The following is a 19,964-nucleotide window of genomic DNA, read 5'->3' as shown; positions in this document are numbered from 1 at the left end:
GTCTGGCAAGCCGGGATTCTACGGATCGCCGGGGTAGGCTCAGTCAGCAGCTTGCTCAACGGTTTCGGACTTGCGGCCGGTACGCGAGCAGCCCAGACAGCGAACGAAGGTCGCCTTGGCAGGACCCACAACCAGCACTTCGCCGGCTTCACCGGCGTTTCCGCCGAGCGCAGAGAACGGCAGGGATACAAGGTAGACGGCACTGCCGACAATGGTGGTGGCCAGCAGGGCCGGACGCAGCAGAACCGCATCGGCCGTCATGGCCAGCGCTGACGGGCTCTCATCGACCGCTCTGGCGTGGCCCAAGGATGAAAAAGCCAGCAGGCAGGCTGCCACTGTTGCAACCAGAGTGCGGGAAATCTTGCGGGTCATGACGATTCTCTCCTGTTAATTCTCTGTTAACTATGAATCATATTGCCTGAATTTCAAACGGTTTTTGTTTGTATTGTGTGAGTTGTGTGATGTTGGTTTGCAGTTTCAGCGTTGGCAACGAGGGCAGTACACGGTGGAGCGATTGTTCATCCGGATTTCCTTCAGCACGGTGGCGCATTCCGGGCAGGGGGTACCACCATGCCCATAGACCAGCAATGACTGGGCAAAATAACCCGGCTTGCCGTCGCTGTTAACGAAATCCCGCAAGGTGGTGCCGCCCATCAGGATGGCTGCGCTCAGGGTTTCCTTTATGGCTTCAGCCAGCCGGTGATAGCGGTCCAGGCTGATCCGGCCCGCCTTCCGTTTCGGGTGTATGCCGGCTTTGAACAGTGCTTCGTTGGCGTAGATGTTGCCAACCCCGACCACCACATGATTGTCCATGATGAAGGATTTGATCGGGCTCTGTTTGCCCCGGGACAGCCGGAACAGCCAGGCACCACCAAATTCCGGCGACAGCGGTTCCGGGCCAAGATCCCGTATCAGTGGGTGCAGGGTGCAGTCGTCGGACCACAGCCAGCAGCCAAAGCGCCGGGGATCATTGAAGCGCAGGGTGCGGCCGTTGGCGAGACAGACATCAACGTGGTCATGGGCGGCGGCCGGGCTGCCGTCGGTGATCACCCGCAGGCTGCCGGACATGCCCAGGTGTACAATAACAGTGCCGCCATCCAGGTGCAGGAACAGATATTTCGCCCGGCGGTCTACGGACCGGATAACCTGACCCTGCAGGCGCTCCGGTAAATCCTCGGGAATCGGCCAGCGCAGCCGGGCATTACGAATCACTACCCCGTTTATCTTCTGGCCTTCACAGTGGGGCGCAATGCCCTGACGAGTGGTTTCTACTTCGGGTAATTCGGGCACGAAGCCTCCGCTGGCAAACGTATTCTGGGGCCATAAGTGTAAACAGTAACAAAAAAGCCACCAAACGGTGTTGTTGACGCGTACAGCTGTACGCTAAAGTTGGTCAAGCATATTCCCTTCGAGTGTTTGCGAATCTCCCTCCGCAGTATCGCCTTTCGAAGTTGATGAATTCTTGAGGATAATTTATGTCGTTTAACGGTCTCCTTGACCTCTCGGTATGGCAGTTGATAGCGGTCACCCTGGTGCTCACCCATATCACCATTGTCAGTGTTACGCTCTATCTGCACCGTCACTCGGCCCATAACGCCCTGGATCTGCATCCGGTGCTCAAGCACTTTTTTCGCTTCTGGCTGTGGATGACCACTGCGCAGAACACCAAAGAGTGGACCGCGATCCACCGCAAACACCACGCTAGGTGTGAAACCGAGGAAGACCCCCATAGCCCGGTGGTCCTGGGTATCCGCAAGGTCCTGCTGGAAGGCGCAGAGCTTTACGCCGAGGCGGCCACCCCGGAAACCCTCGAGCGCTATGGGCAGCGCACCCCGGAGGACTGGATCGAGCGCAACGTCTATAGCCGATACAAGATGCTGGGCATCATGCTGATGGCGGTACTCAATCTGGCACTGTTTGGCGTCCACGGGATCTGGATCTGGGCGGTACAGATGATGTGGATCCCGGTATGGGCCGCAGGCGTGGTCAATGGCGTTGGCCATTATCTGGGTTACCGCAATTTCGAATGTGCCGATAATGCCCGCAATATCTCGCCCTGGGGCATCCTGATCGGCGGCGAAGAACTCCACAACAACCATCACACCTATCCGAATTCCGCCAAGCTGTCCCGCCGTTGGTACGAAGTGGATATCGGCTGGGGCTATATTCGCCTGTTCCAGTTGTTTGGTCTTGCCAAGCCCAAGGGCTACCGGCCGATTGCTCATTACGTTCCGGGCAAGCAGGAGATGGATGTGGAAACCGTTCAGGCCATCACCAACAGCCGTTTCGACATCATGCGTCAGTACCGCAAGCGGGTCATGGAGCCGGTCTTGCGCCAGCAGCGTTCACTGATGGACGACGAAATTCGTCCCCGCTACCGGAAGCTGAAGCAGCTGTTATCCCGAGAAGCTACGCTGATCAAGCCCAAGGACAAAGAACAGCTGGAAACGGTACTGGAGCGCCACGAAATCCTGCGCCAAATCTACGAGAAGAGCCACGAACTGCAACGGTTGTGGCGTCAGCGCGGGCTGAAACCCCAGGAAAAACTGCAGGCGCTGATGGAATGGTGCAAAGAGGCGGAAGCCAGCGGCATTCGCTACCTGGAAGAGTTCGCGGCGCACCTGCGGGCCTACTCCCTGCGTCCGGTTGCCTGACGCGCCCCGCCGTTGAGGCACCAAAAAAGCCAGATGGGTTCGCTCATCTGGCTTTTTTGTTTTATCGCGACAGCACTAATCCGTTTCCGGGTTAACCCGGTACAGGCTGTAGGTTACCTGGCCCGCGGTCTTCTGCCTGTGCAGCATCCAGCCCGCAGGCACCGGCGGTGTTGCCCGTTCGCTCTCATGCTCCACGTACACCCAGCCACCCGGTTTGATCCATTGGCCGGATTCCAGTAGCGGAAATAATCGTTCCAGCCAGTCCTGTCGGAACGGTGGGTCCATGAACACGATGTCGAAGGGTGGACGCTGCCGGTTGGCCAGAAAACTTTCTGCGCCCTGACACACCACCACACCCTTGTCAGACTTCAATAACCGGAGATTGTCTCGCAGGGCGCTGGCCAGTGCGGGGGTATGGTCGACCAGCGTGGTGCTGGCGGCACCTCGGGAAAGCGCCTCCAGGCCCAGGGCTCCGGAGCCGGCAAACAGGTCCAGACAATCGCTGCCGGCAATCTGGAAGTTGAGCCAGTTAAACAGGGTTTCGCGGGTACGTGCAGGGCTGGGGCGAACACCGCCGGCATCCGGAAATCTCAGCTTTCGGCTGCGCCAGTCGCCGCCGATAATACGCAGCTCCCCGGTACCGCTGGAGAGCGCGCGCGCCGCAGGCGTCGGGCCGGTTTTGCGGTTTGCCGGTTTGCGTCTGGCCATGGTTGTGCTCCGGAGTTCTGAACAGGTTGAATTGTGGGCGATTATGTTACCGGAAAGCAGCCGGCAGGGGATAATGGGCCAGCCCCTCACTTAGGCCAGCAGGTCTGTTAGAATGTGCGCTTTATTTTCGCCCGCCCCTTTCAGACTGATGGTAAGACTATGACGGCAGAGTGGATTTCAATCGGCCTGTTGGCCCTTCTAGTTCTGTTCTTTGTACTGGATATCGCCGGTAACCGTAAGCGTGCCCCCCGGCCGAAAGCGGTGGTTCAGAGTAAACCTGAGGTAGCTCGGGGCCCGGCTCCAGCGGAACCAGAACCAGCCCGAGAAGAACCGGAAGCCGCGCAAGAAGCGCCGGTGGCCGAGGCGCAACCCGAGGCAGCCGCTGCGGAGGCAGAGCCGGCCAAGGAAGTGCCGGCGGCCGAGTTGACCCCAGAGCCCGAACCGGCTCCAGAGCCGGAAGCCCAGGTCAGTGTTTTTGAGCGAATCAGGAAGGGCCTCGGTAAAACCCGCGCCAGCCTGACCGGCGGCCTGGCAGACCTGTTCTCGGTGGGCAAGAAGATCGATGAAGACTTGCTGGAGGAAATCGAAACCACCCTGTTGATGGCCGATGTGGGCGTTACCGCCACTTCCGAGATCATTGAGTCGCTCACCGACAAACTTGAGCGCAACCAACTCAAGGACGGTGCGGCCCTGCGTAAGGCCTTGCGTGAAGAGCTGCATGGCCTGCTGAAGGACGTCACCAAGCCGCTGGATATCCACACCGACAACAAGCCTTACGTCATACTGATGGTGGGCGTGAACGGCGTCGGCAAGACCACCACCATTGGCAAGCTCGCCCGGAAGTTCCAGGCGGAGGGCAAATCCGTCATGCTCGCGGCCGGTGATACCTTCCGTGCGGCGGCGGTGGAGCAGTTGCAGGTGTGGGGAGAGCGCAATAACGTGCCGGTGGTGGCCCAGCATACCGGTGCCGACAGTGCTTCGGTGATTTTTGACGCTATCCAGTCCGCCCAGGCCCGGGGTACCGATGTGGTGATTGCCGACACCGCCGGTCGCCTGCAGAACAAAGACAACCTGATGAACGAATTGACCAAGGTTGTCCGGGTCATGAAAAAGCTGGATGAATCGGCGCCCCACGAAGTGATGCTGGTGCTGGACGCCGGTACCGGCCAGAATGCCCTGAGCCAGGCCCAGGTCTTCCAGCAGGCGGTGGGCGTCAGCGGTATTACCCTGACGAAACTGGACGGCACCGCAAAAGGCGGTATTGTATTTGCCATTGCCCGCCAGCTGCAGCTGCCTATCCGCTTTATCGGCGTGGGCGAGCAGGCCGAAGACCTGCGCAGTTTTGATGCGGAAACCTTTGTCGACGCCCTGTTCGACGACTGAAGCACCGGCTACGGAGCCCGCGCCTGAAATGATCGAGTTTCGCCAAGTTACCAAACGCTATGACAGCGACCACACCGCTTTGCGCCAGGTGAATTTTCACCTGGACCGGGGGGAGCTGGCGTTTCTGACCGGGCACTCCGGCGCGGGCAAAAGTACCCTGCTAAAGCTGATCATGGTCATGGAGCGGCCGACGGCCGGTGAGCTGATCGTTGGTGGACAGCGCCTGAACAGTTTGCCACGGCGCCAGATCCCCTACATCCGCCGGCATATCGGCGTGGTGTTCCAGAACCACCAGTTGCTGTTTGATCGCACTGTGTTCGATAACGTGGCGATGCCACTGGAGGTGATGGGAGCCTCGCCCAATGACATCGGCCGTCGGGTGCGGGCGGCGTTGGACAAGGTGGGCCTGCTGAACAAGGAGAAGATGAATCCGCTGCAGTTATCCGGCGGTGAGCAACAGCGGGTCGGCATTGCCAGGGCTGTGGTGAACAAACCGCCCGTGTTGCTGGCGGATGAGCCGACCGGGAACCTGGACCCGGAGCTGTCTGCAGATATCATGCATCTGTTTACCGAGTTCAGCCAGGTGGGCGTGACTGTCCTGATTGCCACCCACGACATTGCCCTGATCAATGAGATGGGGCGGCGTAAGCTGACCCTGGATCATGGCCAGCTGATTGCCGGTGGGCATGCACCGGCAGCGGGAGGTGTCAGTGGCTACTGAACCCAGGCACAAGCAGGACAACCGGCGCGGGGCTGCCAATCGGGGGAAGTCACCGTTGAACGCCCAGGCCCGCAGTTATCTGGACCATCATCGGAAGGTAGCCCGGGATTCCGCGCGGCGTCTCTGGCAAACACCGGTGGCCAGTTTGATGACCTGGACCGTGATGGGCGTGGCGCTCGCCTTGCCCGTCGCGCTGTTGCTGCTACTGGGCAGTTTGCAGGGCGTGAGTGCCGGCTGGGAGAGCAGTGCCAGGATCACTGCCTACCTGGCCATGGATGTCTCTTTGGAGCAAGCCGGGGAACTGGCGGAGGAGGTCCGGGGCGATGGCCGGGTCCTGTCGGTTCAGCTGGTGGATCGGGATCAGGCCCTGGAGGAGTTTCGCGCATCGTCCGGCCTGGACGATGCCCTGGATTTCCTGGATGACAATCCGCTGCCCCATACCTTGTTGATCACCCCCCAGGACAGCGCCCGCTCCGCTGATGGCGTGCAGGCCCTGGTGCGGTTTGTTGATGGAATGGATGGCATTGAGCAGGTGCAGGTGGATCTTGGCTGGTTGCAGCGGCTCAATGCCATGACCGACATTCTGGCCCGGGCGGTATGGGCCCTGGCGCTGTTGCTTGGCTCGGCGGTCATTCTGGTGATTGGCAATACCGTGCGCCTGGCGATTGAAAACCGGCGGGATGAAATCCTGGTGGCCAAGCTGGTGGGCGGTACCGATGCCTTTGTCCGCCGGCCGTTTCTGTACACCGGGGCCTGGTTTGGCCTCGGGGGTGGGGTCGTTGCCTGGTTGTTGATACAGCTCTCTTTGTGGTGGCTGAACGGCCCTATTGAACGGCTGGCAGGCCTTTACCGCAGTGAATTCTCGCTTGAGGGGCCGGGCTTTGACGGTGCATTGGCATTGATTATCATCGCAATGCTGCTAGGCTGGCTGGGCGCCTGGCTTGCGGTGAAGCGTCATCTGGATGACATTGAGCCGGGTGATATTGCCGGCGGGTGATCCCGGTATCGGGAAAACCGTATTGAGGAGAGAGTTTGTTCTGGCGTAGCTTAAGGGTCAGAAAAGCCACGGTGGACTTTTCAGGTTGTTGTTTTGTAACGTTTTACTGGAAAGTTTGGGAACTAATCAAGTTCTTGGCGGTCTAAGTTTTAGTTGTTATATTTAATGGCTGTCAGGTTCGGAGGTTAATACATGGGTACGAGTTTACAGCTGGCTGACAGACTGGTTCCGGGTGCCAATCTTGAGTCTTACATTCAGGCGGCAAGTCGCATTCCGGTGCTTTCCGTGGATGAGGAGCGGGAGCTTGCTGAGCGCCTGCACTATGATGGCGATGTGGAAGCCGCCCGCCAGCTGGTGCTGTCGCACCTGCGATTTGTGATTCATATTGCCCGGAGCTATTCCGGCTACGGCCTGGCTCAGGCGGATTTGATCCAGGAAGGTAACGTGGGCCTGATGAAGGCCGTCAAGCGCTTCAATCCTGAGTATGGCGTGCGTCTGGTGTCGTTTGCGGTGCACTGGATAAAGGCCGAGATCCATGAGTTCATTCTGCGCAACTGGCGTATTGTGAAGGTCGCTACTACCAAGGCTCAGCGTAAGCTGTTCTTCAACCTTCGCAGTCAGAAGAAGAAGCTGGCTTGGCTGAACCACGATGAGTTGAATGCGGTCGCGAAGGATCTGGGGGTAGAGCCTCGGGTGGTGCGCGAGATGGAAGGCCGGCTGGCGTCCCACGACACTTCGTTCGAAGGGCCGATGGATGACGACGATGACAGCAGCTACCAGGCGCCTGCTTACTACCTGGAAGATCGTCGCAGTGATCCTGCGGTGCAGCTGGAAAACGCTGATTGGTCTGAAGATTCCAATGGTCGGTTGATGCAGGCGTTGTCGGCCCTGGATGAGCGCAGCCAGGATATTCTGCGTGAGCGTTGGTTGACGGATGGTAAGTCGACGCTGCATGAGTTGGCGGACAAGTATGGTGTGTCGGCGGAGCGCATTCGGCAGTTGGAGAAGAATGCCATGAAGAAGATCAAGGCGCAGATGATCGAAGCGGCTTGATTGGCGCCACCCGGCTTGGCTTGAAACGCCACCACCGTTCGCGGTTGGTGGCGTTTTTGTTTGTATAATGGCTTCACATTCAAGTTGTCGAACATTCGGGCGGAAGCGTGTGGGTGGTTTGCTCCAAAACACGCTGTGAATACGTCCCTGTACGCTCTGCTCCGCCATCCATGGCTCCGCAAGGTTTTGGAGCAAACCACCCACACCCTTCTTCCGACTTCGGAGTGGAACTCTCAACATGACTAACAACCTTCCGCGTATCACCTTCCTCGGAATCGGCCTGATGGGCGCACCGATGACCCGTAACCTGCTCACGGCCGGTTACCCCATGACCCTGTGGAACCGCACCGCGAGTAAGTGTGAGCCTTTTGCCGGCGAGGCAACCATTGCCGGGACCCCGGCTGAGGCAGTTGCCGGTGCTGACGTGGTGATCACCATGCTGGAAAACGGCGCGGTGGTTGAGGACGTGCTGGTGGCTCAGGGCGCTCTGACGGCTCTGAAATCTGGGGCGTTGGTGATTGATATGAGTTCGGTGCAGCCGTCGCTGGCGCGGCGGTTGGCCGGGTTGGCGGCGGAGCAGGGGGCGGGATTTGTGGATGCGCCGGTGTCGGGCGGTACTCTGGGCGCGGCTGAAGCTCGCTTGAGTATTATGGCCGGTGGGTCTGAGGCGGATGTGGAGCGGGCCCGGCCGGTGTTTGAGGTGTTGGGCAAGTGTACCCGCATCGGGCCGGTGGGGGCCGGGCAGTTGGCGAAGTTGGCGAATCAGGCGATTGTGGGGATTACCATTGGCGCGGTGTCCGAGGCGTTGTTGCTGGCGGCCAAGGGTGGCGCAGACCCGGCGGCGGTGCGGGAGGCGCTGATGGGTGGGTTTGCCGGTAGTCGGATTCTGGAGCTGCACGGGCAGCGGATGATTGACCGGGATTTTGCACCCGGTGCGCCGGCGCGGATTCAGTTGAAGGATATGCGGATGATTCTGGACGAGGCCCGGGCCGAGGGGCTGACATTGCCGTTGGCGCAGCAGACCCATAACGAGTATTTGTCACTGGTGGCCAATGGCCACAGTGATGTGGACCACAGTGGTCTGTTACTGGAGCTGGAGCACCTGAACGGCACTCTGTTGGGGTCGATGGGCCGTGGCCCGAAGGAAGACACTTCAAACTCAAAGAACTAAGGAGCGGACAATGCCACGGTTTGTTGCCAATCTGTCGATGTTGTTTACCGAGGTTCCGTTTCTGGAGCGCTTTGCCCGGGCGCGGGCCGCAGGGTTCACCGCGGTGGAGTACCTGTTTCCCTATGACTGGCCGGCAGAGCAGCTGGCGGAGCAGCTACGGGAGCAGGGCCTGACCCAGGTGTTGTTCAACCTGCCGCCGGGAGACTGGCAGGCCGGGGAGCGGGGCATTGCCTGTTTGCCGGACCGGGTTGAGGAGTTTCGTGCCGGGGTGGATCAGGGTATTACCTATGCGCGGGTGCTGGGCAACCGGCAGCTGAACTGCCTGGCAGGGTTGAAGCCGGCAGATCTGGATGAGCAGATCGCCTGGGAGACGCTGGTGGCGAACGTGCAGTATGCCGCTGATCGCTTTGCCGACGCGGGTCTGACCCTGTGCCTTGAGGCGATTAACAGCCGGGTGGATATGCCGGGGTTCATGCTGGACACCACGGGCAAGGTGATGGCATTGCTTGAAGAACTCGATGCCGACAATGTGCGGTTGCAGTATGACGTCTATCATATGCAGATTATGGAAGGCGATGTGATTCGTTCCATGGAGTGTCTGCTACCGTGGATTGGCCACATCCAGTTTGCCGATAATCCGGGCCGGCATGAGCCCGGTAGCGGCGAGATTAACTTTTCGAATGTTTTCGCAGCGCTGGATCGAATGGGCTATCAGGGCTGGGTGAGTGCGGAATACCGGCCATCGTCGGTAACGGAGGACACTCTGAGCTGGTTCCGGTCGGCAAATTGACCGTCGTCATAGGCGACACCCTCTTACAAGATGGTAACTGGCTGGTTTCCGGAGTTCTTCGTACCCTAAGAGTTAATGTAATCCGCTATCAGGAGGAGCACCGGTGAAAGCGCTGGTAATCGAAGACGATCGGGATGTAGCAAATTATCTGCTGAAGGGACTGAGAGAATCCGACTTCGTGGTGGATCATGCGGCCGACGGCAAGGAAGGCATGATGATGGCGGCCAGTGAAGAGTACGACATCATGATTGTGGACCGCATGCTGCCTGGCATGGATGGCCTGTCCATCATCAAGACGGTGCGGGCAACGGGAAATCAGACTCCGGTACTTATCCTCAGCGCCTTGGGCGATGTGGATGACCGGGTAGAAGGGCTGCGTGGCGGCGGTGACGACTACCTCACCAAACCCTTTTCGTTCACCGAACTGCTGGCCCGTATCGAATCTCTGATTCGACGCAATCGCCAGGCGGCGGAAACGGAAACCGTGCTGAAGGTTGCCGATCTGGAGATGGACCTGCTGGCCAGGACCGTCAAGCGTGCTGGTCAGAACATTGATGTTCAGCCGCGGGAATTCCGTCTGCTGGAATATCTCATGCGTAACGCCGGCCAGGTGGTCACCCGGACCATGCTGCTGGAAAAAGTCTGGGACTATCACTTTGACCCCCAGACCAACGTGATTGACGTGCACATCAGCCGCCTGCGGGCCAAGATCGATAAGGAATTCGACACGCCCCTGCTGCAGACGGTTCGGGGTGCGGGATACATGCTGCGTGAAACTGCTTAGTCAGCTCAGGACATCCTCTTTTCAGCTGGCCCTGCTGTATATGGTGGTGTTTGCCACATCGGTATTCCTGTTGTTGGCATTCATCTACTGGCGCACGGCCGGCTTCATGACCGCCCAGACCGATGAAACCATCGAAGCGGAAATCGCCGGTCTGGCGGAGCAGTACCGTGGGCGTGGCGTGAACGGACTGATCACCATCATCCGTGAGCGCGTCGCCCGCGACCCCAACGCCAAATCCATCTACCTGCTCACCACAGACGACTTCCTCAAACTGGCCGGTAACATTGAAACCTGGCCAGGGGGCAGTCGCTCGTCTGACACCGGCTGGATCAACTTTACCCTGGATTCCTCCGTGGGCTGGCAGGGGCCGGAGCGGCTTGCCCGTGCCCGGATTTTTGAGGTCCAGGGCGGGTTGAAATTACTGGTGGGGCGGGATGTTGAGGAACTCACTAACCTCAAGCGGGTGATCGAAACCGCCATCAACTGGGGTATGGGCATCACCCTGGCACTGGCGTTACTGGGTGGCTTTTTGATGAGCCGTGGCACCACGCGCCGAATCGAAGTCATCAATAACACTTCCCGGCGAATCATGAATGGCCATCTGTCATTGCGCATACCCACCCGGGGTACCGAAGACGACTTTGATCAGCTCGCCGAAAACCTGAACCAGATGCTCGACCGCATTGTTTACCTGATGGAAGGTATTCGCCATGTGTCAGACAGCATTGCCCACGACCTTCGCACCCCGCTGACCCGCCTGCGCAACCAGCTTGAGAACACCCTGATTGCCGTGGATAACGACGAAGCACGGGACCAGGTTGGCAGGGCAGTGGCCGAGGCGGACCAGCTGCTGGCAACGTTCAACGCTCTGTTACGCATTGCCCGGCTGGAAACCCGGGGGAATTCGGCGGACATGAAAGTGGTGTCCCTGGACGAGCTGGTCAGTGATGCCTGTGAATTGTACGAAGCCCTGGCGGAAGACAAGGAGCAATCCTTCGCCCAGTCGCTGGAGCAGGGCGTGATGATCGAGGGAGATCGGGACCTGCTGTTCCAGATGATCAGTAACCTGATCGACAATGCGATCAAATACACACCGGAGCACGGTTCCATCCAGGTTGTGGTTCGCCGCGATGGCGCGGGCGCGGTGTTTGAGGTGCAGGATTCCGGTATCGGTATACCGGACGACGAAAAAGGCCAGGTGTTCCAGCGCTTCTATCGGGTGGGCAAGAGTCGGTCACTGCCGGGCAACGGCCTGGGATTGAGCCTGGTCAGTGCGGTGGCGGAAATCCACCAGGGCCAGATTTTGCTCAGTGATACCCATGAGAGAGAGGAGCCGCCTGGCTTGACGGTCACCGTGTGGATGCCCGCCTATACCGGGATCCGCAAGCGGATCAAGGCAGCACCGGACGAGCAGGCAGAGGAAACCCAGAACGATAGGTCGTCCTCTACCGAAACCAGTAGCGCCTGAGTCTTACTGACTGGCGCGAAAACGGTTAACCACCGGACTGATCAGTGCACCAGCGCGGGCTTCGACCAGGCCGCTGATATGCTCGAACTGGGAGCGGCGGCGGTCCACTTTGGCCTGAATGCTGTCCCATTCCCCCTCCAGATGCTTCTGCTCAGCCATCAGAAAGGCCGCGATGTTGTGGCGATTCAGTTTGCTGGTGATGCCCAGACTGTCCAGGCGAAAGCCCAGGGTATCGACACCTTCCAGAGCCAGGTTCATCAGTTTCTTGGTGTTCATGGATTTGTCTCCAAACGAAAAGTCAGTGTTGATTACCTCGCACGCTATCTCCGGCGCCTAGAGTGTACAACCTAATTTCAGCCCATCTGCCAGGTTTCAGCCTTGCGAAAAGGTAATTCCGTGGCCACCGCCGGGTAATGCCCGCTCTGTAGAATGGATATTGTAGATGCAGAAGCAGGTAGAAAGTTGCTTGCTTCTCCCTCCAGCACAGCGCTAGCCTTATACCCCGTGACCCACGGGGTTTTTTTTGCCCTGAATTTTCTGTTTAACCCGGAATCCCTGATCTGATGAGCAAGACCGAAGGTTCGACGGCTCCAAGACCGCGCTATATCACACCGGACGGCGAGCAGGCGTTACGGGAGGAGTTGCAGTACCTGTGGAAAGTGAAGCGCCCCGAAGTCACCCAGGCCGTGCGCGAGGCTGCTGCCTTGGGGGATCGCTCTGAGAACGCTGAATACATCTATGGCAAAAAGCAGCTACGGGAAATCGATCGGCGGGTAAGGTTCCTGAGCAAGCGCCTGGATGAACTTACCGTGGTCGACCGGCTGCCGGCCGATCAAAGCCGGGTATTTTTCGGGGCCTGGGTCACCATCGAGGACGATGACGGTGAGGAACAGACCTACAGGTTGGTGGGTGCGGATGAATTTGACCTGGCCAAGGGCTATCTCAGTATCAATGCCCCGCTTGCCAGGGCATTGATCGGCAAGCATCTGGACGATGAGGTCTCCGTGAAAACGCCGGAGGGCTGGAAGACGGTGGTCATCACCGGTATTCGGTATCAGCCGCCAGACACTGGCAAGTGAAAATCGTCACAGAATCGTCTTTTGGTTGAGCAAAGCGTCACCAATGGCGATAGACTGATCAAAAATTGTCACCCGAAAGGGCAATGGAAGATCAATCAGGGTTGATGCGATGAATTCGTCAGAGTCTCACACCGGTTCAAAATGGGCAGGCTTGGTTGCCGTGGTGCTATCGCTGGGGCTGATGTCTGCCAGCGCTCAGGGGCAAAGCGCCAGCAACACGGCACCGGCGTTTGAACTGGAGCAGCGCTCCACCATTGATACCATTCCGTTCCGCTCCATCGAAGAGGAAACCCTGGCCAATACGGTTATTGAAGGCGGGCTGGAAGCGCCGGCCGCAGGCGTTCCCGTGCAAACCGCCAGTGACGACGATTTCTATCTTGATCCTCTGGCGTTGCAGCCCAGAGACAGCCGCACCGATCTCGGGCGCTCCGAAATTCCGGTGGATATCCGGTTCAGCAATCCCAAGCTCATTCCGGGCCAGACCCACAGCAACACCTACTCGATCCGGCCACCGGAGAATCGCACCTACGATACTCTGAACGTCAATATGACCGGGCGCTGATTCCCCCGGCGCCACTTCGAGCCCGTTCAGGCCACTGCTGCATTCGGGGTGGCCGTCTTACCAAGTACGTCCTCGTAAAAGAAGGTCAGCGCCTGGGTGGCCTGGTTAAGCCTCGCCCGAGATACGCGGATCTTGTTGCTCAGATAATCCAGAAACAGCAGTTGATCTTCTGCCGCCAGATGAGCCGGGTCTTTTAGATCGTGAAACAGCACGAAACGGCTGATCCAGTGCAGGTAGGTTTGCTCGGCCCGCTGATTCAACTGGCGTTTGCGGATGGCGGCCTGTACATCTCCGACCATACCGGGCCGTGACTGCTCGAGCGCCTGGGTAATATCCATGGTGTGTACTCTTCGGAAAGCTTGTTGTTGTTATGTTGCGCGCATCATATGACAAACGTTTGAACGGCGCAAAACCGAAGGCGGTATTTTAATGCGGCTGAGGGCTGCACGCGCCAAAGGGGCGGGCACAGCCCAGGGGACTTACTTCAGTGAGTCGAGCTTATCGATGTACTGCTGCATAGCCTGATCGCTGGAGGTGCCTTTCAGCTTCTCCCAGGCGTCGTATTTGGCGCGGCCCACGAAATCCATCATGCCCGGGCGCTTGCCGGACACGTCGCCTTCAGTAGCCTGTTTGTACAGGGCGTAGAACTCCAGTTTCAGCTCGTTGGACGGTTTGAAATCGCCCTCGGCGGTCTGGATATAGTTTACCGCTTCATCAAACTTCGCCTTCAGGTCACTCATGGTGTGTCTCCTTGGTGTAAATGGTTGTCTCCTCGAAGGATATCGCGAGTATAGCCTTGGCCGGCAGTGCCGTCATTGACTGAAACTGCATTCGGTCCGGCAACAGGGCTATCTGGCAAAAGTTTGCCCGACAGCACAGTTTGGGCCATTACTGGCCAGTTTTTGCTTGAGAATGCCAGGTCACCTGTGTACAGTTTGACGCGTTGTCTGCCAGGACGGCAGGCATCAAGGACTGAACAACACTGCAAATGAATTGCACAGGGAGCACGCCATGTCTGCCAAAGACGGTTCCGTCGCGCCGAAAGAGCGCATCAATATCAAGTATGTCCCCGCCACCGGCGACCAGCAGGCTGAAACCGAGCTGCCGCTGAAGATGTTTGTGGTTGGCGATTTCAAGGGCCATGCTGAAGAAACCCCCATCGAAGACCGCAAAGCCATTTCCGTCGACAAGAACAACTTCCGTTCTGTCATGAAGGAAGCGGGTCTGACCTTGTCTACCTCGGTCTCCAACAAGCTCGAAGAGAATGCCGATGACCTGCCGGTCAATCTGGAATTCCAGGGTTTGGACGACTTTTCTCCGGACAGCATTGCCCGCCAGGTACCCGAGCTGAAAAAACTGATCGAGCTGCGTGAAGCCCTGGTTGCCCTCAAGGGCCCGCTGGGCAACGTGCCTTCGTTCCGTTCCAAGCTGCAGGAACTGCTGGACAACGACAGCGCCCGGGAAAAACTGCTGGCCGAGCTCGAACTGGCCACCGAAGGCGGCGAGTAACCGCACCACCGGAACCCGGTAACCAACACCGATTATCAATCACGTACTGAAGGGATGTGGTATGTCTGATACTGCTGTGCAGCAATCTGCTGCCTCCGAATCCGTAGCAGAAGGGTCCTTGCTGGACCAGGTCATGGCCAATAGCCGTATGGCGCCGGCCGACGAAGGTTACGATGTTGCCCGTAAAGGGGTAGCTACGTTTATCGCCAACCTGCTGAAAAGCGACGAAAAAGGCCAGCCGGTCAACAAGGCCCTGGTGGACCAGATGGTGGTCGAGCTGGACCGCAAGATCAGTGCCCAGATGGATGAAATCCTGCACGCACCCAAGCTGCAGGAACTGGAATCGTCCTGGCGCGGCCTGAAACTGATGGTCGACCGCACTGAATTCCGCGAGAACATCAAAGTCGACATCCTGCACGCCACCAAGCAGGAGTTGCTGGAAGACTTCGAGTTTGCACCGGACGTTACCCAGACCGGCTTCTACAAGCACATCTATGCCGCAGAATACGGCCAGTTCGGTGGTGAGCCGGTGGGTGCCATTGTCGGCAACTACGCCTTCAGTCCATCAACGCCAGACATGAAGCTGCTGCAGTACGTGTCCTCTGTAGGCGCCATGTCCCACGCGCCGTTCCTGTCCTCGGTGGCACCGTCGTTCTTTGGTGTCGACAGCTATCAGGAACTGCCGGCGATCAAGGAACTGAGCGCCGTCTTCGAAGGCCCGAAATACGCCAAGTGGCGCTCCCTTCGGGAATCCGAAGACGCCCGTTACCTGGGTCTGACCGCACCGCGCTTCCTGCTGCGGGTACCCTACGATCCCACCGAGAACCCGGTGCGCAGCTTCAACTACAAAGAAGAAGTCTCCGGCGACCACGAGCACTACCTGTGGGGCAACACTGCGTACCTGCTGGCTACCCGCCTGACCGAGAGCTTCGCCAAGTACCGCTGGTGCCCGAACATCATCGGCCCGCAGAGTGGCGGCGCGGTGGAAGACTTGCCGGTGCACACCTTTGAGTCCTTCGGCCAGCTGGAAGCCAAGATTCCCACCGAAGTGCTGATCACCGACCGCCGGGAATACGAACTGGCGGAAGAAGGCTTCATCGCCCTGACCATGCGCAAGGGCAGCGACAACGCCGCGTTCTTCTCCGCCAACTCGGTGCAGAAGCCCAAGCAGTTCCCGAACACCAAAGAAGGCAAGGAAGCGGAAACCAACTACAAGTTGGGTACCCAACTGCCGTACATGATGATCGTGAACCGCCTGGCCCACTACATCAAAGTGTTGCAGCGCGAGCAGATCGGCTCTTGGAAAGAGCGCCAGGATCTGGAGCGGGAACTGAACACCTGGATTCGCCAGTACGTGGCCGACCAGGAAAACCCGCCCGCCGAAGTCCGCAGCCGCCGCCCGTTGCGTGCCGCCAAGGTGGAAGTGTCGGAAGTGGAGGGCGATCCGGGCTGGTACCAGGTCTCCCTCGCCGTGCGCCCGCACTTCAAGTACATGGGTGCCAACTTCGAACTCTCGCTGGTCGGCCGCCTGGACAAGGATTAATCCATGTTCGGCGCCACTGGCACTGACGGCGTTCGCAATACTGGCAGCCTGTTTGAACGGCTCGAACAGGCCGCCGCCCCCGCGGGGCAGGGCATGGGTGAAGTGACCCATGTGGTGGAATCCATCAAGCGCCACCTGGTGCGCCTGCTGAATGCCCACCCGGGCAACAGCGCCAGCGTACCAGACCTGGGATTGCTGGATTTCAACGATGCCACCCTGGGTACTCAGGATTTGAGTATCCAGATTCGCGGGGCGATTCGTCAGTGCATCGAGAAGTTTGAGCCGCGGGTCAAGCGGGTGGATGTGGTGGCGTTGCCACCGGGCCCGGACCCGCTGCAGTTGAAGTTTCAGGTGACCGTTTACCTGCAGGTAGCCGGTGCTGATGACCGGACGACCATTGATCTGGTCCTCGATGATAAGCGCTATTACCGGGTGCTCTAGGACTTGGTGGTTGCTTGGACTTGGGGCGGACACTGGAGTTGGGAGGGGGCGGGGATGCTTTTCTTCTGGGAAAAAACAACTCGCTTCGCTCAGACATCTTTTTTCCCGGCAGAAAAGCATCCCCACCCCCTCCGTCAAACCTGAGTGTTTGCGGTCCGGGTGACTTTGAAGGCAAGTATGAGAGACAGGGTGTGGGTAGGCCTTTCCAAAAGTGTGCGGAGCCATGGATGGCGGAGCCCAAGCGCCCCACGGACGGGCTTGAAGCGTCTTTTGGAAAGGCCTACCCACACGCTGGCTCGGAGCTAGACAAAGAGCAGACAAGGTTCAGTAAAGATGAAGTTGAACAGGTTCTACAGGGATGAGTTGAGCTTTCTGCGGTTGCAAGGCAGGGAATTTGCCGAGGCGCATCCGCAGCTTACCCGATTTTTGTCCGAACAAAGCACCGACCCGGATGTGGAACGGCTGCTGGAAGGCTTTGCCTTCCTGACCGGCAAATTGCGGGAAAAGGTTGAGGACGAGTTTCCAGAGCTGACCCATTCCCTGCTGAACATGCTATGGCCCAACTACCTGCGGCCGGTGCCCAGTTGCACCATCATGCGCTTTGACCCGCAATTGCACGCCATCAGCGAGCGGCAAACCGTTGAGCGCCATACCGAAATCAAGAGCCGACCCCTGGGCGAAGCCAGCCGCCAGACCCAGTGCCGGTTCCGTACCTGCCGGGCGGTCGATATCTTCCCGGTCAGCGTGGCCGATGCCCACGCCGAGCATTCCCGGGAAGTGTCTTCGGTCACCGTCGACCTGGGACTGCACACAGACCAGCCGTTGAATGCTTTGGGCCTGGGCAGCCTGCGGTTCTATCTGGGCGGCGATAACCACACCGCCGAAACCCTGTACCTGTGGCTGAACCACTACCTCACCCGCATGGAGCTGGTGGTGGGCGACAATGTATACAACCTGCCGTCGTCGCTGTTGCAGCCGGTGGGTTTTGCCGCCGATGAGGCGATTTTGCCGTATCCGAAGAACGCCTACGCCGGGTACCGCATTATCCAGGAATACCTGAGCTTTCCCGAGGCCTTCCGGTTTATCGACATCGCCGGCCTCAAGTCCCGGTTGCCGGCGGTGCAGGCCGATGAGATCAGTCTGCGTTTTCATTTCAGCCGGATTCTGCCGCCCGATGTTCGGGTCACCCGGGACTCCCTGCAGTTGTACTGCACCCCGGCGGTCAACCTGTTCAGCCACGAGGGCGAGCCGGTAGACCTGAACGGCCGGCAGACCGAGTATCGTATTTCCCCGTCCAGCCGCTGCCCGGAGCATTTTGAAGTGTTCAGTATCGAACAGGTGGAAGGCTGGCTGGAGGGGCGTTCCGGCCGGGGGGAACCGCGGTTGTACACCGCGTTCGAGAGTTTCCAGCATGAGGTGGAGCGGGACCGTGGCCGCACGGCGCTGTATTACCGGGTTCGGACCCGTGAAAGCGTGCGCGGTGATGGCTTTGATCACTACATCTCGTTTGTCCGGGGCGACGAGTCCGAATGCATGAACCGCCAGGAAGCGGTGTCGTTGACGCTGACCTGCACCAACCGGCAACTGCCCCAGCAGCTGGCCGTGGGTGAGATCTGCATGGCCACCGAGACCACCCCGGCGTTTGCCTCGTTCAGCAACATTACCCGGCCCACGGCCACGCTGCGGCCAACGCTGGACGGCAGCCTGTTGTGGACGCTGATTTCCAATCTGTCCCTGAACTACCTGTCGATGCTGGATGTGGATGCCCTGCGCACCGTGCTGCGGGTATACGACTTCCGGGCGCTGGTCGACCGGCAGGCCGAGCGGGTGTCCCAGAAACGGTTGGCGGGCATCAGTGAGATCACCACTCAGCCGGTGGACCGCATGGTTCGCGGCTTGCCGGTGCGTGGCATTCGTTCGGTGCTGAAGCTTGATCAGCAGAATTTCGGCAGTGAAGGGGATCTGTACCTGTTCGGAACGGTACTGAGCCAGTTTTTTGCGCTTTACGCGAGTATCAATGCCTTTCACCAGCTGGAAGTGGTGAATACAGACAATCAGGAACGGTACACATGGACGTTACAGCAAGGTCAGCAGCCGCTGATGTAGCCGGGCTGGAACCTGTCCTCGGCAACGCGCGGCGTTACAGTTTTTTCCAGTTGGTGGATCTGATTCACCGGCACCATGGCGACGATCTGGAAAACTCCGGTAGCGGCGAGCCCCGCCAGGAGCGTATCCGGTTTTCGGCCTCGGCCGGTCTGGGCTTTCCGGGTAGCGATGTGGTCTCGGCCCTGTCGCCGGAACACGAGCACGCGCCTTACCAGATGGAAGTGAGCTTTCTCGGCCTGCACGGCTCCCAGTCGCCGTTGCCGGGCTACTACTTGGAGGACCTGGCCTGGGAAGCAGGCCAGAACCTGGGAGTGCGTCGTCACTTTCTGGACTTTTTCAACCACCGGTTGGTCACCCTGTTCCACCGGGCCTGGCGCAAGTACCGGTACTACGTGCGGTTCCAGCCCGGCGCCAGCGACGGGTTTTCCGAGCTGGTGTTTTCACTGGTCGGTCTGGGTGACAGCCGCTTGCGGGAAGCCACACCGGTCAACTGGTCCAAGATGCTGGCCTACGCCGGCCAGATGGCGGGCCGCAGCCGGTCGCCGGAAGTGGTCAGTGGCATTGTCGCGCACTGTTTCGACCTGGAAGACGTCAGCATCGAGCAGTGGGTGTTGCGCAAGGTGGCCATCGGGCAAGACCAGCAAACGCGGTTGGGCCAGGCCAATGCCAGCCTGGGCCAGGACACCCTGGTTGGCTCCAGCATCCGGGACCGTAGCGGCAAGTTCATCCTGCGCCTGCGTAACCTGAGCCGGCAGCGCTTTGCGGATTTCCTGCCCAACGGCCGGGACCATGAGCGACTGGTGAAGCTGGTGGAATTCACCACCCGAGAGCAACTGGCGTATGACCTGGAGCTGCAAATGCGGCCCAAGGATATCCGGCCCATGCAGCTGGGTGAGGATGTGCGCCTGGGCTGGAATTCCTTTGTGACACCGGACCGGGCCCGTGAACGCCCGGCGGTGCGCATCCAGATACGACGATAAGGCAAGGAGCCAGAC

The 19,964-nt window shown here is 59.1% G+C and carries 22 protein-coding genes; 16 read left to right on the top strand and 6 right to left on the bottom strand.

From position 1 onward, the window contains the following. Positions 1-39 precede the first annotated feature (39 nt). Together J122_RS09090 and mutM are read right to left on the bottom strand one after the other, a co-directional pair. Positions 40-372 carry a hypothetical protein gene (locus tag J122_RS09090; protein ID WP_061331952.1) on the bottom strand — a complete coding sequence of 111 codons (333 nt, stop codon included), beginning with the start codon at positions 370-372 and terminating at the stop codon, positions 40-42. A 105-nt stretch (positions 373-477) separates the two neighbouring features. Further along, positions 478-1,290, bottom strand: a complete 813-nt coding sequence (gene mutM / locus J122_RS09085; RefSeq protein WP_061331951.1) for a bifunctional DNA-formamidopyrimidine glycosylase/DNA-(apurinic or apyrimidinic site) lyase — start codon at positions 1,288-1,290, stop codon at positions 478-480. Positions 1,291-1,475: 185 nt separating this feature from the next. Here mutM and J122_RS09080 point away from each other — a divergent pair, with 185 nt between their 5' ends. Then, positions 1,476-2,654: a fatty acid desaturase gene (locus J122_RS09080; RefSeq protein WP_061331950.1), complete on the top strand. Its 1,179-nt coding sequence runs from the start codon at positions 1,476-1,478 to the stop codon at positions 2,652-2,654. A gap of 75 nt (positions 2,655-2,729) precedes the next feature. Here the strand turns inward: J122_RS09080 and rsmD are convergent, their stop codons facing one another. Further along, positions 2,730-3,362, bottom strand: a complete 633-nt coding sequence (rsmD, locus tag J122_RS09075) for a 16S rRNA (guanine(966)-N(2))-methyltransferase RsmD (RefSeq protein WP_061331949.1) — start codon at positions 3,360-3,362, stop codon at positions 2,730-2,732. A gap of 159 nt (positions 3,363-3,521) precedes the next feature. Between rsmD and ftsY the strand changes: the two genes are divergently transcribed. The 8 genes from ftsY (at position 3,522) to J122_RS09035 (ending at position 11,729) form a co-directional block, all read left to right on the top strand. Next, complete coding sequence (gene ftsY / locus J122_RS09070; protein WP_061331948.1) at positions 3,522-4,745, top strand: signal recognition particle-docking protein FtsY; 1,224 nt, start codon at positions 3,522-3,524, stop codon at positions 4,743-4,745. A gap of 28 nt (positions 4,746-4,773) precedes the next feature. Then, entirely contained in the window at positions 4,774-5,466 is a 693-nt protein-coding gene (gene ftsE / locus J122_RS09065; RefSeq protein WP_061331947.1) for a cell division ATP-binding protein FtsE, read from the top strand. Beyond that, positions 5,456-6,463 (top strand): permease-like cell division protein FtsX, encoded by a 1,008-nt coding sequence (gene ftsX, locus J122_RS09060; RefSeq protein ID WP_061332070.1) that lies wholly within the window; start codon positions 5,456-5,458, stop codon positions 6,461-6,463. Before ftsE ends, ftsX begins: the two co-directional genes overlap by 11 nt. 192 nt (positions 6,464-6,655) lie before the next feature. Further along, positions 6,656-7,516: an RNA polymerase sigma factor RpoH gene (gene rpoH, locus J122_RS09055; RefSeq protein ID WP_058090758.1), complete on the top strand. Its 861-nt coding sequence runs from the start codon at positions 6,656-6,658 to the stop codon at positions 7,514-7,516. A 238-nt stretch (positions 7,517-7,754) separates the two neighbouring features. Beyond that, the gene (locus J122_RS09050; protein ID WP_061331946.1) at positions 7,755-8,687 is read left to right on the top strand and encodes an NAD(P)-dependent oxidoreductase; all 933 of its coding nucleotides are present in this window, start codon (positions 7,755-7,757) and stop codon (positions 8,685-8,687) included. A 10-nt stretch (positions 8,688-8,697) separates the two neighbouring features. After that, positions 8,698-9,477 (top strand): hydroxypyruvate isomerase, encoded by a 780-nt coding sequence (hyi, locus tag J122_RS09045; protein WP_061331945.1) that lies wholly within the window; start codon positions 8,698-8,700, stop codon positions 9,475-9,477. Between the two features lie 103 nt (positions 9,478-9,580). Further along, a complete protein-coding gene (locus J122_RS09040) occupies positions 9,581-10,261 on the top strand; it encodes a response regulator transcription factor (RefSeq protein ID WP_011787144.1) in 681 nt (226 codons plus the stop codon). Then, positions 10,248-11,729, top strand: a complete 1,482-nt coding sequence (locus J122_RS09035; RefSeq protein ID WP_061331944.1) for a sensor histidine kinase — start codon at positions 10,248-10,250, stop codon at positions 11,727-11,729. Before J122_RS09040 ends, J122_RS09035 begins: the two co-directional genes overlap by 14 nt. Positions 11,730-11,732: 3 nt before the next feature. Here J122_RS09035 and J122_RS09030 read toward each other — a convergent pair whose 3' ends face one another. Further along, positions 11,733-12,005: a hypothetical protein gene (locus J122_RS09030; protein ID WP_061331943.1), complete on the bottom strand. Its 273-nt coding sequence runs from the start codon at positions 12,003-12,005 to the stop codon at positions 11,733-11,735. A 287-nt stretch (positions 12,006-12,292) separates the two neighbouring features. Between J122_RS09030 and greB the strand changes: the two genes are divergently transcribed. Next, positions 12,293-12,808, top strand: coding sequence for a transcription elongation factor GreB (gene greB, locus J122_RS09025; protein WP_061331942.1), 516 nt, complete (start codon positions 12,293-12,295; stop codon positions 12,806-12,808). A gap of 181 nt (positions 12,809-12,989) precedes the next feature. After that, positions 12,990-13,370 (top strand): hypothetical protein, encoded by a 381-nt coding sequence (locus tag J122_RS09020; protein ID WP_138436131.1) that lies wholly within the window; start codon positions 12,990-12,992, stop codon positions 13,368-13,370. A 26-nt stretch (positions 13,371-13,396) separates the two neighbouring features. Here the strand turns inward: J122_RS09020 and J122_RS09015 are convergent, their stop codons facing one another. Further along, entirely contained in the window at positions 13,397-13,708 is a 312-nt protein-coding gene (locus J122_RS09015; RefSeq protein ID WP_061331940.1) for a site-specific integrase, read from the bottom strand. 141 nt (positions 13,709-13,849) lie between these two features. Beyond that, positions 13,850-14,110 (bottom strand): acyl-CoA-binding protein, encoded by a 261-nt coding sequence (locus J122_RS09010; RefSeq protein ID WP_061331939.1) that lies wholly within the window; start codon positions 14,108-14,110, stop codon positions 13,850-13,852. A gap of 271 nt (positions 14,111-14,381) precedes the next feature. On the opposite strand from J122_RS09010, the gene tssB reads away from it, so the two are divergent. The 5 genes from tssB to tssG all read left to right on the top strand — a co-directional run bounded on the left by tssB (position 14,382) and on the right by tssG (position 19,949). Next, positions 14,382-14,879: a type VI secretion system contractile sheath small subunit gene (gene tssB / locus J122_RS09005; protein WP_058090748.1), complete on the top strand. Its 498-nt coding sequence runs from the start codon at positions 14,382-14,384 to the stop codon at positions 14,877-14,879. A 61-nt stretch (positions 14,880-14,940) separates the two neighbouring features. Next, a complete protein-coding gene (gene tssC / locus J122_RS09000) occupies positions 14,941-16,422 on the top strand; it encodes a type VI secretion system contractile sheath large subunit (RefSeq protein WP_058090747.1) in 1,482 nt (493 codons plus the stop codon). A gap of 3 nt (positions 16,423-16,425) precedes the next feature. Continuing rightward, a complete protein-coding gene (gene tssE, locus J122_RS08995) occupies positions 16,426-16,863 on the top strand; it encodes a type VI secretion system baseplate subunit TssE (protein ID WP_061331938.1) in 438 nt (145 codons plus the stop codon). A gap of 333 nt (positions 16,864-17,196) precedes the next feature. Then, positions 17,197-18,969: a type VI secretion system baseplate subunit TssF gene (gene tssF / locus J122_RS08990; RefSeq protein WP_061331937.1), complete on the top strand. Its 1,773-nt coding sequence runs from the start codon at positions 17,197-17,199 to the stop codon at positions 18,967-18,969. Further along, a complete protein-coding gene (gene tssG / locus J122_RS08985; protein ID WP_061331936.1) occupies positions 18,933-19,949 on the top strand; it encodes a type VI secretion system baseplate subunit TssG in 1,017 nt (338 codons plus the stop codon). Before tssF ends, tssG begins: the two co-directional genes overlap by 37 nt. The last annotated feature ends 15 nt before the right edge of the window (positions 19,950-19,964 follow it).

The organism is Marinobacter excellens LAMA 842 (genome assembly GCF_001574445.1).
GTDB lineage: Bacteria > Pseudomonadota > Gammaproteobacteria > Pseudomonadales > Oleiphilaceae > Marinobacter > Marinobacter shengliensis.
The sequence above is the reverse complement of the archived record's forward strand: the minus strand, read 5'-3'. Positions and strand labels throughout refer to the sequence as shown.